Below are 11,848 nucleotides of genomic sequence, written 5' to 3'. Positions count from 1 at the left end.
ATGCGCCTGCCCGGACCCTTTAGCATTCCACCTAGACGGACCATCAGCGGGAGAGCGAGATGAGCGGTTCCTCCAAATACAAACCGCGCGGGGCGATCGGCCGGGCGGTTAACAGCTTCGAGGAGACGGCGATCGCGCTGCTCCTCGGTTTGATGACGCTGGTCACCTTCGCCAACGTCGTCCTGCGCTACGTCTTCAACTCGACCCTGATCTGGGGGCTCGAGGTGACGTTGATCCTTTTTGCCTGGCTGGTGATCTTCGGCATCAGCTATTGCGTGAAAGTCACCGCACATCTGGGCGTGGACGCGGTCACGACCCTGCTGCCGGCGCCCCTGCGCCGCGCGGTCGCGATCCTGGCCGCGCTTCTGTGCATCCTTTACGCCGCGTTCCTGATGAAGGGCGCATGGGATTACTGGGCGCCCTTCGCCGCGCTCGACCAGACCAGCGGGCGCTGGTTCCCCACGGGCTTCGTCGAGACGCGCGACCGGGCATTCTACGTGACCGACCAGGTTCCGATGGTCGACATCTTCCGCTGGCTCGAGCCGGCCATCAACATGGGCGAGGCATATGACAAGCTGCCGCGCGTCATCCCCTATATCATCCTTCCCCTCGGCGTCGCCCTGCTGCTCCTGCGGCTGGTGCAGGCACTGATCGGTCTGCTCGTCGGCACACGCGACAGCCTGATCGTGAGCCACGAGGCCGAAGAGGCGGTCGAACAGGCCGCCGCAAAGAACGCAGAGGTCTGAACAGATGGAAGTCGCCCTCCTATTCGCGGTCATCATCGCGCTGCTGCTCATCGGCATGCCGATCGCCATCGCGCTCGGCCTCAGCTCGATCATGTTCCTGCTGGCCTTCTCGGACACGTCACTCGCCTCGATCGCGCAGACCTTCTACCAGGCGATGGCCGGGCATTACACGCTCCTGGCGATCCCGTTCTTCGTCCTGGCCTCCTCCTTCATGTCGACGGGCGGCGTGGCGCGGCGGATCATCCGCTTCTCCATCGCCCTCGTCGGCCATCTTCCCGGCGGCCTCGCCATCGCCGGCGTCTTCGCCTGCATGATGTTCGCGGCATTGTCGGGAAGCTCGCCCGCCACGGTGGTCGCGATCGGCTCGATCGTGATCGCAGGGATGCGGCAGGTCGGCTATTCCAAGGAATTCGCCGCCGGCGTGATCTGCAACGCCGGCACGCTCGGCATCCTCATCCCGCCCTCGATCGTGATGGTCGTCTATGCCTCGGCAACCGACGTGTCGGTGGGCCGGATGTTCCTTGCCGGTGTCATTCCCGGGCTTCTGGCCGGTTTCATGCTGATGGCGACGATCTACATCATCGCCGTGCGCCGCAACCTGCCCAAGGGTGACTGGCTCGGCTGGGGCGAGGTCTGGGCCTCGGGGCGCGATGCCGGCTGGGGCCTGTTCCTCATCGTCATCATCCTTGGCGGCATCTACGGGGGCATCTTCACGCCGACGGAGGCCGCGGCCGTCGCGGCGGTCTACGCCTTCGTGATCGCCTGTTTCGTCTATCGCGACATGGGTCCGCTGGCAGCCGTCAGCCCGATCACCGACGACGCCCATTCCCCGGCGAGCGCGGCCGGTGCGCGCAGCTCCCTGAGCGGCGCTCCGCAGGACGGCCCGCGCAACGCCACCCTGTTGCAGCGTCCCTGGGCGCTGATCACCGCCTTCTTCCACCGCGACGTGCGCAACACGCTCTTCGAGGCTGGCAAGCTGACCGTGACCTTGATGTTCATCATCGCGAACGCGCTGATCCTCAAGCATGTGCTGACCGACGAGCAGATCCCCCAGCAGATCGCCGGGATGATGCTCGACGCGGGCTTCGGGGCAATCATGTTCCTCGTGATCGTCAACGTGATCCTGCTGATCGGCGGCCAGTTCATGGAGCCGTCCGGCCTGATCGTCATCGTCGCGCCCCTGGTCTTCCCGATCGCCATTCAGCTCGGGATCGATCCGATCCACCTTGGCATCATCATGGTCGTGAACATGGAGATCGGGATGATCACCCCGCCCGTCGGCCTCAACCTGTTCGTGACCTCGGGCGTCGCAAACATGCCGATGATGCAGGTGGTGCGTGCGGCGCTGCCCTTCCTCGCGGTGCTCTTCGTCTTCCTGATCATGGTGACCTACATCCCGGTCCTGTCGACCTGGCTGCCGACCACCTTCATGGGCCCGGAGATCATCACCCGGTAGCGCGGCGCGCGACCGGCCAAGAAAAAAGGGGGGCGGCATGTTCAGCATGCCGCCCCCCTTCTTATTCTGGCCGCAGCCTCGGTGTCTGCGTCAGCCTCGTCCGCGCGCCGCCAGTCGTGGCAGCATGGCGGAGAAGTCGCGTCCGCGGCCATCCTCGCGCTCGACGAAACTCTCGTAGAGGTCGCGCGCGGCCAGCCCGAGCGGCGTGTCGGCATCAACCCCTTCGGCGGCCTGCTGCGCAAGGCGCAGATCCTTGAGCATGAGATCGGCCGCGAAGCCCGGCGCGTAATCGTTGTCGGCGGGGGATTGCGGACCGATGCCCGGCGCGGGGCAATAGGTGTTCATGCTCCAGCTCTGCCCCGAGGAGGTCGAGACCACGTCGAACATCGCCTGCCGGTCGAGCCCGAGCTTGTCGGCGAGGGCGAAGGCCTCGCAGGTCGCGATCATGGTCACACCGAGGATCATGTTGTTGCAGATCTTGGCCGCCTGGCCGTTGCCGGAGGGTCCGCAATGCACGGCCTTGGCCCCCATGATGTCGAAGAGGGGCCGGGCCGCCTCGAAGGCCGCCTCGGGGCCACCGACCATGAAGGTCAGCGTGCCGCCAGACGCGCCGCCGATGCCGCCCGAGACCGGGGCGTCGAGCATGCCCAAGCCGGCCGCCTTGGCCTGCGCGGCGACATCGCGCGCCGTCGCGACATCCACCGTCGAGCAATCGAGCAGGATCGCCCCGGCCTCCATGACCGGCACGATCTCATCGGCGACACCGCGCAGGATGTCGCCATTGGGCAGCATGGTGATGACAACTTGCGCGCCGCATGCCGCCTCGGCGGCGCTGCGCGCGAGGGTCACCGGCCCCGCATCGACCTCGGCGCGGTCATATCCGGTGACCTCGTGGCCTGCCTTTGCAAGGTTGCGCGCCATGGGCAGCCCCATGTTGCCAAGACCTATGAACCCGATCCTCATTCCCGCTTCTCCTCCTTGTGTTCAGTTCGCGTCCGGGCAGCGCCGGGCCGCTTCGATCATTCCGGCAGCTCGAGCCCTTCGGGTCCGAGCGGCGCGAGATAGGACGCAACCTCCTCGCCGGAGACTTGCGCGGCATCGGCGTGGCGCCAGTTCGGCTTGCGGTCCTTGTCGATGATCATCGCGCGGATGCCCTCGACGAAATCGCCGGTCTCGAGCAGCCTGTAGGTTGCCCGGAATTCAAGCTCGAGCGCCTGCACGAGCCCCGGCGCCGCGCCGCTGCGCCGCACCAGGGCAAGCGCCACGGCCGCGGAAAGCGGCGAGGCGCGTGACAGTCCCGCCAGGGCCTCCTCGGCGAAGGGATCGTCCATCCCCATGCCGTGCAGCGCCCCCCGGATGGCCGCGATATCGGTGCCGCCGAAGGTCCGGTCGATGACATCGCGCTTCTCGGCCAGCGGCGCGGGACCGGCATCGGCGGCATGGGCGCGCAGGGCGTCGGCATCGCCGTCCCGCTCGAGCTGCGCGACGAGATCGCCCCAGCGCTCGGCCGGGATGAACATGTCGGCAAAGCCCGCATGGATCGCATCGGCGGGACCCATGCGCGCGCCCGTCAGGCCCAGGTAGGCCCCGCATTCGCCGGGAGCGCAGCCCAGAAGACGCGATCCCCCGACATCGGGCACGAGGCCGATCGCGCATTCGGGCATCGCGATCCGGCTGCTCTCGCAGACGATCCGATGCGCCGCATGGCAGCCGAGGCCGACCCCGCCGCCCATCGTGAACCCCTGCAGCAGGCTGATCACCGGTTTGCCATAGCGCGCGATCATCAGGTTCATCCGGTATTCCTGACGCCAGAACGACCGCGCGAAGGTCAGATCCCCCGCCACGGCCCGCGCATGGATATCGGCGATGTCCCCGCCGGCGCAGAAGGCCTTCTCGCCGGCCGCGTCGATGAGGACGATCCGCACCTGCGGGTCCCGCGCCCATTGCGCCAGCGCCTCCTCGATGCGCCGCGACATCTCGGGGCTCAGCGCGTTGAGCGCGGCGGGGCGGTTCAGCGTGATCCGCCCGGCCTTTCCGCTCCGGCGCAACAGGACATCGTCGCCGCTCATGATGCCACCATGTGGCGGGCGACGATCAGGCGCATGATCTCGTTGGAGCCCTCGAGGATCTGGTGGACCCGCAGATCGCGGACCAGCTTCTCGATGCCGTAATCGGCGAGGTAGCCGTAGCCGCCATGCAGTTGCAGGCATTGATCGGCGATCCGGCTGCCGGCCTCGGTGACGAATTTCTTGGCCATCGCGCAATGCACGGAGGCATCCGGCGCGTCGGTGTCGAGTTTCCACGCCGCCTGCCGCAGGAAGCAGCGCGCCACCTGAAGCTCGATCTCCATGTCAGCGAGGCGAAATTGCAGCGCCTGGAACTGGTCGATGGGTTTTCCGAAGGCCCGGCGCTCCGACATGTATGTCAGCGTCGCGTCGAGCGCGGCCTGTGCCGCACCGAGCGAGCAGGCCGAGATGTTCAGCCGTCCCCCGTCCAGCCCCTTCATCGCGTAGGAGAAGCCGGCGCCCTCTACGCCGAGCAGGTTGCCCTCCGGCACCGTGCAATCGTCGAGTTGCACCTGCCTCGTGGGCTGCGCGCGCCAGCCCATCTTGTCCTCGAGCGCGCCGAAGCTCAGTCCCGGCGCACCATCCTCGACCACGATGGCCGAGATCCCGCGCGGCCCGTCACCGCCAGTGCGCGCCATCACGACATAGGCGTCGCAGTAGCCGCCGCCGGAGATGAACGCCTTCGTGCCCGTCAGGCGAAGGCCGTCACCATCGCGCAGGACCCGTGTCTTGAGCGCCGCCGCGTCCGAGCCCGATCCCGGCTCGGTCAGGCAATAGGCCAGGACCTTGTCCATCCGCACCGCCGGCGCGAGGATGCGCTCCTTGAGGTCGTCCGATCCGAAGCGGTCGATCATCCCGGCGCACATGTTGTGGATCGACAGGAAGGCCGCGACGGAGGGGCAGGACATGCTCAGCGCCTCGAAGACGAGGCTCGCATCGAGCCGGTCGAGCCCCACGCCGCCGGCCTCTTCCGACACGTAGAGCCCGCCAAAGCCGAGCGCCGCGGCATCCTGCCACAGCGCGCGCGGTATCGTTCCCTCCGCCTCCCAGGCGCGCGCATTCGGAGCGATATGCTCCTCGGCGAATGCGCGCGCCATGTCGAAGATCGCCTGCTGCTCCTCGCTCAGTGCGAAATCCATGGTATTCTCCTCCCTTCACGGGACGCTGCTGCCCCGGTCATTCTCAGGCGGCGCCGGATCCGGCGCGGCGCGCGATATCCTCCCGGCTGCAGCCTTGCCGAAATTCCGACGTCACCTCGCGCAGCACCTCGCGCAAGGCGTCCTTCGGCGCCTCGCCCTTGTTGGTTGCCGCCTCGAAGGCCTTCCTCTGGCGCGTCGCGCTCGCGCCGTTCCGGGCGATGTCGAGACAGCCGTTCAACTCGTCCGCGCAGCCCAGCGCCTCGGCATCGGCACGCATCTGCCCGGTGAGATCCTCGAGCATGTCGGCGAAGGGCGACAGGTGCCCGCGGCCCAGATCGAGCAGTGTGCCGTTGGTGCCATAACGCTGCGCCCGCCAGCGGTTCTCTTCGATCAAGAAGCGCTCGTAGATCCGCCAGCGCTGGCTTTGCGTCTTGAGGCGCCACAGCAGGCGCATTCCGGACTGGATGAAAGCCGCGATCGAAAGGGCGTCCTCCATGCGCGGACAGACATCGGCGATCCGCACCTCGAGCGTGGGAAAGGCCTCCGAGGGGCGCAGGTCCCACCAGATCTTGCTGGCATCCTCGACGATCTCGTTGTCGACAAGCAGATCGACGGTGCGCCTGTAATCCGACCAGTGATCGAAGCGCGGCGGCAATCCCGAGCGCGGGACGCTGTCGAAGACGTTGAGCCGGTAGCTCTCGAGCCTGGTATCCTCACCCTTCCAGTAGGGCGAGGAGGCGGAGAGGGCGAGCACGTAGGGCAGGAACGTCGTGAACTGCTGCATCAGGTCGGCTCGCAATTCATCATCCTCGCCGAGCCCCACATGCACATGCATCCCACAGGTCATCAGGCGGCGGGCAATGCCGCCGATATCCTCGGCGATCTCGTCATAGCGGGCGGCGGGACCGGTTTCCTGGTTCTCGGGCTCGCCGAAGGGGTGACAGGAGACGGCCGCGAGAACCCGGCCGTGACGCTCGGCGATCTCCGACAGGGTGCAGCGCAGGTTCGCCAGGTCCGATCGCGCCTCGCCGATATCGGCGCAGACCCCGGTTCCGATCTCGATCTGGCAGGCCCGGAACTCTGGGCTCACCTTGTCACCGAGCGCGTCCTTGGCCTCCTCGAGCATTTCGGGCGGCACGGGGGCCAGGTCCATAGTGTCGGGGTCGACCGCGAGATATTCTTCCTCGATGCCGATGCTGAAGGCGGGTTCATTCATGTCGCTCACTCCGTTTCGCAGGTGTCAGCGTAGAGAACGCGCCGGGCGCCCGTTCGTTCAGACCCCCGGCGCAAGCGATCAGTCCATCGCCTTGAAGTTGAACTCACCGCCATCCTTGATCCCCGACGGCCAGCGCGAGGTCACGGTCTTGGTGCGGGTGTAGAACTTGAACGCGTCCGTCCCGTGCTGGTTGAGATCGCCGAAGCCCGATTTCTTCCAGCCGCCGAACGTGTGATAGGCGAGCGGTACCGGGATCGGCACGTTGATGCCGACCATGCCCACATTCACCCGGTTGGCGAAGTCGCGCGCGGCGTCCCCGTCGCGGGTGAAGATCGCGGTGCCGTTACCGTATTCATGATCCATCGCAAGGCCCAGCGCCTCTTCGTAGGAGCCCGCGCGCACCGTGCTGAGCACGGGGCCGAAGATTTCCTTGCGATAGATGTCCATGTCCGGCGTCACACGGTCAAAGAGATGCGGGCCGACGAAGAAGCCGTCCTCGTATCCCTGCAGGCTGAAATCGCGGCCATCGACGACAAGCTCGGCGCCGGCATCGATGCCGGACTGCACCAGGCGCGCGATGTTCTCCTTGGCAGCGGCGGTGACCACGGGGCCGTAATCCACGTCATCGCCGCCCGTGTAGGGACCGACCTTCAGCTTCTCGATACGCGGCACCAGCTTCTCGATCAGCCGGTCGGCGGTCTCCTCTCCCACCGGAACGGCGACCGAGACCGCCATGCAGCGCTCGCCGGCCGCGCCGTAGCCCGCGCCCACCAGCGCGTCGGCGGCCTTGTCCATGTCCGCGTCGGGCATGATGATCATGTGGTTCTTGGCGCCGCCGAAACATTGCACGCGCTTGCCGTTGGCACAGCCACGCTCGTAGATATAGGCCGCGATCGGGGTGGAGCCGACGAAGCCCACCGCCTGCACCGTCTCGTTGTCGAGGATCGCGTCCACGACCTCCTTGTCGCCGTTGACCACCTGCAGGATGCCATCGGGAAGCCCGGCTTCCTTCAGCAGCTCGGCCAGCATCAGCGGAACCGAGGGGTCGCGCTCGGAGGGCTTGAGGATGAAGGCGTTGCCGCAGGAGAGGGCAGGGCCCATCTTCCACAGCGGGATCATCGCGGGGAAGTTGAAGGGGGTGATGCCGGCCACGACGCCGAGCGGCTGCTTCATCGAATACATGTCGATGCCGGGCCCGGCGCTGTCGGTGAACTCGCCCTTCAACAGATGGGGCGCGCCGATGCAGAACTCGATCACCTCGAGCCCGCGCTGCACGTCACCCTTGGCATCGGGGATGGTCTTGCCATGCTCGCGGCTGAGCGCCTCGGCAAGCTTTTCCATGTCGCGGTTGATGAGGCGCACGAACTCCATCATGACCCGGGCACGGCGTTGCGGGTTCGTGGCGCCCCAGGCCGGCTGCGCTTTCTCGGCGCTGGCCACGGCGGCATCGAGTTCGGATTTCGTGGCAAGCGGGACCTGTGCCTGCACCTCGCCGGTGGCGGGGTTGTAGACATCGGCGCTGCGGCCGCTGCCCTTGACGTGCTTGCCGTCGATCCAGTGCGAGAGCTGTTCCATGAAAGGTCCTCCAATAAACGTTGCGCGCAGCTTAGGCCTTGCGGGGGGCGTGCGAAAAGCCGCAGTTTGCCAAAAGGGTTTTGCAAGAATGCAAGGATGACCATGGCTATCAACTGGGACGACCTGCGAATATTCCTGTCCGTGGCCCGGCAGGACAGCCTCAGCGGCGCGGCGCGTGAACTGAGGCTTGATCCGGCCACCGTGGGGCGTCGTGTCGCGCGTCTCGAGGCGGGGCTCGGCGCGCCTCTTTTCGTCAAGTCCCCGCAAGGCTACAGGTTGACCGAGGCCGGGGAGCGGCTGGTGCGGCAGGCCGAGCAGGCCGAACTGGCGATCGGGGCCGGCACGAGCGAGGCCGCCGCCGCCGAGGAGGGCCTGAGCGGTGCGATCCGCCTGGGCGCACCCGATGGCTGCGCCAACTTCCTGTTGCCGCAGGTCTGCGCGCAGCTCTGTGACGCGCATCCCGGACTGGAGGTGCAGATCGTCGCCCTGCCGCGCATCGTCGATCTGTCGCGGCGCGAGGCAGATATGGCGATCGCGGTATCGCGGCCGTCCTCGGGCCGGCTGACGGTTCAGAAGATCTCCGATTACGGATTGTCGCTCGCCGCCCACCAAGGTTACCTCGACGGCGCGCCGCCCCTTCAGGGGGCCGCCGATCTCGGCGCGCACCGCATCGCGGGATACATTCCCGACATGATCTTCGACAGCGAGCTCGACTATCTCGGGGCGCTCGGGGTCGAGCGCGTGCGTCTGGCATCGAACTCGGTAGCGGTGCAGTTCCGCTGGATCGCGCAGGGCGCCGGGATCGGCGTCGTCCACGATTTCGCGCTTCCCCAGGCGCCCGGACTGGTGCGCGTCCTTCACGAGGAGATCTCGATGACGCGGACCTTCTGGCTAGTGCGCCATGCGGGCGGGCGCCGGGCCGCCCGTCACGACCGTTTCGCCCAGGCCCTCATCGGGGCCCTGCGCCAGGAGATCGCGCGCCTCGAAGCGCTCGCTTGACAGCGATGCGCGCCGCGGCCACGCTCGGTGCGAGAAGGTGGCACAAGGAGGAACCCCGGCATGCTGGTCAAGCAGATACTCAAGGGCAAGGGGGATGGCGCGGTAATCACCGTCGCGGCGCAAGCCACGGTGGGCGACGCGGCGAAGCTGCTATCGGAGCACCGCATCGGGGCCCTGATCGTCGCGGACGAGGGCATCGAGGCCGGTCCGCGCGGGATCCTGTCCGAGCGCGACATCGTGCGCGAGCTTGGTCGGCGCGGGACAGGGTGCCTCGGCGACAAGGTGTCCGACCTGATGACCACGGAGCTGGTGTCCTGCCGCGCCGAGGAAAGCGCCGACACCGTGCTTGCCAAGATGACCGAGGGACGGTTCCGCCACATGCCGGTACTCGACGGGGAGCGGATGATCGGCCTGATTTCGATCGGCGACGTGGTCAAGGCGCGCCTGTCGGAGCTGGCGATGGAGCGCGACGCATTGCAGGACATGGTAATGGGCCACTGAGGCCACCGCGGCAGGTCCGGCGCAGGCGCGGCGTCGTTTCGGGCTTGCAACGGGCCGCGCAATAATGTTGCGTTGCGGCGAAGCGGCAGGAAGGTCCAGATGCGCATAGGCTTGTACCCCGGAACGTTCGATCCCGTCACGCTGGGTCATCTCGACATCATCTGCCGGGCCTGTGTCTTGGTCGACCGCCTCGTGATCGGCGTGGCGATCAACCGCGACAAGGGTCCGCTCTTTTCGCTCGACGAGCGCGTGGCGATGATCGAGGCGGAGTGCACGGCCCTGTCGGCGCAGACGGGCACCGAGATCGTCGCGCATCCGTTCGAGAACCTGTTGATCGACGCGGCGCGCGATGTCGGGGCGGGCCTGATCATCAGGGGCCTGCGCGCGGTCGCGGATTTCGAATACGAATACCAGATGGTGGGGATGAACCGCGTGCTCGACAGCTCGGTCGAGACGGTGTTCCTGATGGCCGACGCACGGCATCAGGCGATCGCCTCCAAGCTCGTCAAGGAGATCGCGCGCCATGGCGGCGACGTGTCGAAATTCGTGCCGCACGAGGTGAACCGGGCATTGCGGAGCCGCCTTGACTGAGGGCCGGCGCCCAATCCTCCTCGCGGGGATCGGAAAGATCGCCCGCGATCAGCATGTGCCCGCCATCCTCGGCGGGGATGACTGGGAACTGGCGGCGACGGTCAGTCGCAACGCGGGCATCGACGGCGCGCCGGGATATGCCACGCTTGCAGAGGCGCTCGGGGCACATCCCGAGATCGAGACGGTCTCGCTCGCGCTGCCGCCGGGGCCGCGTTTCGCCTATGCGGCAGAGGCGATCGCCGCCGGGCGCCATGTGATGCTCGAGAAACCGCCCGGCGCCACGCTCGCCGAATGCAGGCGGCTGCGCTCCCTCGCGCATTCGCACGGCGTCACGCTCTTCGGCAGCTGGCATTCGCGCGCCGCCCATGCGGTGGATGCGGCGACCCAATGGCTGAAGGGTCGCGATCTGCGGCGTGCCGATCTGATCTGGAAGGAGGATGTGCGCCATTGGCATCCTGGCCAGGAATGGATTTGGGAGCCCGGCGGGCTCGGGGTGTTCGATCCCGGGAGCAACGGGCTGTCGATCCTGACCGCGCTCATGCCGGGCGCCCTGCATCTTCGCAGCGCGGTGCTCGACGTGCCGGCCAATCGCGACACGCCCATCGCCGCGCAACTCGTCTTCGACCACGAGAGCGCCGAGGTGACGGGACGGCTCGACTGGCGCGGGACCGAGCCGCAGGCCTGGGACATCCTTCTCGAGACGGACAGCGGTGCCGCGCGGCTCGGCGATGGCGGCGCGATCTTCGAGCCCGGGGGCGGCGCGCGCATCGAGGGGGAGGACCGGGAGTATCCCGCGCTCTACGAGACGATGGCGCAGCTCGTCAGGGAAGGGCGCAGCGTGCTCGATCTCGAGCCCCTCATCCACGTGGCGGATGCCTTCATGATCGGCCGCCGCCGCCTCACCGATCCCTTCGACTGGTAGGCCCCGCGCCGCGATACCATGGGCGCGGGGCGACAGCCGCTCAGCGCCCGTCGATCTCGGGCGTGGCGGCCGGGCCGCCTTCGAGATCGGCAATGAGCGCCTTCATCTCGGCGATCTCGCGGCGCTGTGCCTCTATGATCTCGTCGGCCAGCTTGCGCACGCGCGGATCGCTGATCTCGGCGCGCTCGCTGGTCAGGATGGCGATCGAATGGTGCGGGATCATCGCCCTCATCCAGGAGGCGTCCTGAACCGTCTGCTGACTGCGCACCAGCCAGAGCGAGCCGGCCGCGATCACCGCCGCACCCGCGAAGATCGCAATGTTGAGCGATTTCCTGTCATACATCGACAGCATGAAGGCGAGCATGATCACCGCCATCACGCCGCCCATCATGATCGCCATGTACACCCGCGTTTCGCTGAATGTCAGGTGATCGGCGGCATAGGTGTTGAGATACATCAATCCGAACATGACAACCGTGGAGGTTGCGATCATCGCGAAGAAACGTCCGTAGCCCATTGGTCTTGCTCCTATGCTTGGCGAGTTTCGGCGGCAGGTGCCGCATGGACCCGAAACACACCTCCCATGCTGGAGGGTTCCTTCCGAGCGTAATGCCCGCCATCCGGCCGGCCATGACGG

At 67.1% G+C, this 11,848-nt stretch carries 12 protein-coding genes; 6 read left to right on the top strand and 6 right to left on the bottom strand.

All coding sequences use genetic code 11. From position 1 onward, the window contains the following. Positions 1-59: 59 nt before the first annotated feature. Positions 60-746 carry a TRAP transporter small permease gene (locus PMES_RS14135; protein ID WP_159966376.1) on the top strand — a complete coding sequence of 229 codons (687 nt, stop codon included), beginning with the start codon at positions 60-62 and terminating at the stop codon, positions 744-746. 4 nt (positions 747-750) lie between these two features. Continuing rightward, the gene (locus tag PMES_RS14130; RefSeq protein WP_159966375.1) at positions 751-2,202 is read left to right on the top strand and encodes a TRAP transporter large permease; all 1,452 of its coding nucleotides are present in this window, start codon (positions 751-753) and stop codon (positions 2,200-2,202) included. A 90-nt stretch (positions 2,203-2,292) separates the two neighbouring features. Here the strand turns inward: PMES_RS14130 and mmsB are convergent, their stop codons facing one another. The 5 genes from mmsB to PMES_RS14105 form a co-directional block, all read right to left on the bottom strand. Next, positions 2,293-3,165, bottom strand: a complete 873-nt coding sequence (mmsB, locus tag PMES_RS14125; protein WP_159966374.1) for a 3-hydroxyisobutyrate dehydrogenase — start codon at positions 3,163-3,165, stop codon at positions 2,293-2,295. 56 nt (positions 3,166-3,221) lie between these two features. Continuing rightward, positions 3,222-4,271 (bottom strand): enoyl-CoA hydratase/isomerase family protein, encoded by a 1,050-nt coding sequence (locus PMES_RS14120; protein ID WP_159966373.1) that lies wholly within the window; start codon positions 4,269-4,271, stop codon positions 3,222-3,224. Next, complete coding sequence (locus PMES_RS14115) at positions 4,268-5,407, bottom strand: acyl-CoA dehydrogenase family protein (RefSeq protein ID WP_159966372.1); 1,140 nt, start codon at positions 5,405-5,407, stop codon at positions 4,268-4,270. Before PMES_RS14115 ends, PMES_RS14120 begins: the two co-directional genes overlap by 4 nt. A gap of 43 nt (positions 5,408-5,450) precedes the next feature. After that, on the bottom strand, positions 5,451-6,623 hold the full coding sequence (locus PMES_RS14110; RefSeq protein ID WP_159966371.1) for a carboxylate-amine ligase: 1,173 nt from the start codon (positions 6,621-6,623) through the stop codon (positions 5,451-5,453). 78 nt (positions 6,624-6,701) lie between these two features. Continuing rightward, entirely contained in the window at positions 6,702-8,198 is a 1,497-nt protein-coding gene (locus PMES_RS14105; RefSeq protein ID WP_159966370.1) for a CoA-acylating methylmalonate-semialdehyde dehydrogenase, read from the bottom strand. A gap of 102 nt (positions 8,199-8,300) precedes the next feature. On the opposite strand from PMES_RS14105, the gene PMES_RS14100 reads away from it, so the two are divergent. The 4 genes from PMES_RS14100 (at position 8,301) to PMES_RS14085 (ending at position 11,211) form a co-directional block, all read left to right on the top strand. Further along, complete coding sequence (locus PMES_RS14100; RefSeq protein WP_159966466.1) at positions 8,301-9,197, top strand: LysR family transcriptional regulator; 897 nt, start codon at positions 8,301-8,303, stop codon at positions 9,195-9,197. A 60-nt stretch (positions 9,198-9,257) separates the two neighbouring features. Continuing rightward, the gene (locus PMES_RS14095; RefSeq protein ID WP_159966369.1) at positions 9,258-9,698 is read left to right on the top strand and encodes a CBS domain-containing protein; all 441 of its coding nucleotides are present in this window, start codon (positions 9,258-9,260) and stop codon (positions 9,696-9,698) included. Between the two features lie 99 nt (positions 9,699-9,797). Next, the gene (gene coaD / locus PMES_RS14090) at positions 9,798-10,289 is read left to right on the top strand and encodes a pantetheine-phosphate adenylyltransferase (protein ID WP_159966368.1); all 492 of its coding nucleotides are present in this window, start codon (positions 9,798-9,800) and stop codon (positions 10,287-10,289) included. Beyond that, complete coding sequence (locus tag PMES_RS14085) at positions 10,282-11,211, top strand: Gfo/Idh/MocA family protein (RefSeq protein WP_159966367.1); 930 nt, start codon at positions 10,282-10,284, stop codon at positions 11,209-11,211. Before coaD ends, PMES_RS14085 begins: the two co-directional genes overlap by 8 nt. A 40-nt stretch (positions 11,212-11,251) precedes the next feature. On the opposite strand, the gene PMES_RS14080 is transcribed toward PMES_RS14085, so the two are convergent. After that, positions 11,252-11,728 carry a DUF305 domain-containing protein gene (locus tag PMES_RS14080; protein ID WP_159966366.1) on the bottom strand — a complete coding sequence of 159 codons (477 nt, stop codon included), beginning with the start codon at positions 11,726-11,728 and terminating at the stop codon, positions 11,252-11,254. Positions 11,729-11,848: the final 120 nt, after the last annotated feature.

The sequence above is a fragment of the Profundibacterium mesophilum KAUST100406-0324 genome (assembly GCF_009835145.1).
In the GTDB taxonomy this organism is placed as follows: domain Bacteria; phylum Pseudomonadota; class Alphaproteobacteria; order Rhodobacterales; family Rhodobacteraceae; genus Profundibacterium; species Profundibacterium mesophilum.
Note: the sequence above shows the minus strand (reverse complement) of the source record. Positions and strands in the feature narration are given on the sequence as shown.

What these genes read in the sequence shown, in the direction of transcription:
- PMES_RS14135 (WP_159966376.1), top strand. Translation starts at nt 60, where the DNA reads ATGAGCGGTTCCTCCAAATACAAACCGCGCGGGGCGATCGGCCGGGCG.
- PMES_RS14130 (WP_159966375.1), top strand. Translation starts at nt 751, where the DNA reads ATGGAAGTCGCCCTCCTATTCGCGGTCATCATCGCGCTGCTGCTCATC.
- mmsB (WP_159966374.1), bottom strand. Translation starts at nt 3,165, where the DNA reads ATGAGGATCGGGTTCATAGGTCTTGGCAACATGGGGCTGCCCATGGCG.
- PMES_RS14120 (WP_159966373.1), bottom strand. Translation starts at nt 4,271, where the DNA reads ATGAGCGGCGACGATGTCCTGTTGCGCCGGAGCGGAAAGGCCGGGCGG.
- PMES_RS14115 (WP_159966372.1), bottom strand. Translation starts at nt 5,407, where the DNA reads ATGGATTTCGCACTGAGCGAGGAGCAGCAGGCGATCTTCGACATGGCG.
- PMES_RS14110 (WP_159966371.1), bottom strand. Translation starts at nt 6,623, where the DNA reads ATGAATGAACCCGCCTTCAGCATCGGCATCGAGGAAGAATATCTCGCG.
- PMES_RS14105 (WP_159966370.1), bottom strand. Translation starts at nt 8,198, where the DNA reads ATGGAACAGCTCTCGCACTGGATCGACGGCAAGCACGTCAAGGGCAGC.
- PMES_RS14100 (WP_159966466.1), top strand. Translation starts at nt 8,301, where the DNA reads ATGGCTATCAACTGGGACGACCTGCGAATATTCCTGTCCGTGGCCCGG.
- PMES_RS14095 (WP_159966369.1), top strand. Translation starts at nt 9,258, where the DNA reads ATGCTGGTCAAGCAGATACTCAAGGGCAAGGGGGATGGCGCGGTAATC.
- coaD (WP_159966368.1), top strand. Translation starts at nt 9,798, where the DNA reads ATGCGCATAGGCTTGTACCCCGGAACGTTCGATCCCGTCACGCTGGGT.
- PMES_RS14080 (WP_159966366.1), bottom strand. Translation starts at nt 11,728, where the DNA reads ATGGGCTACGGACGTTTCTTCGCGATGATCGCAACCTCCACGGTTGTC.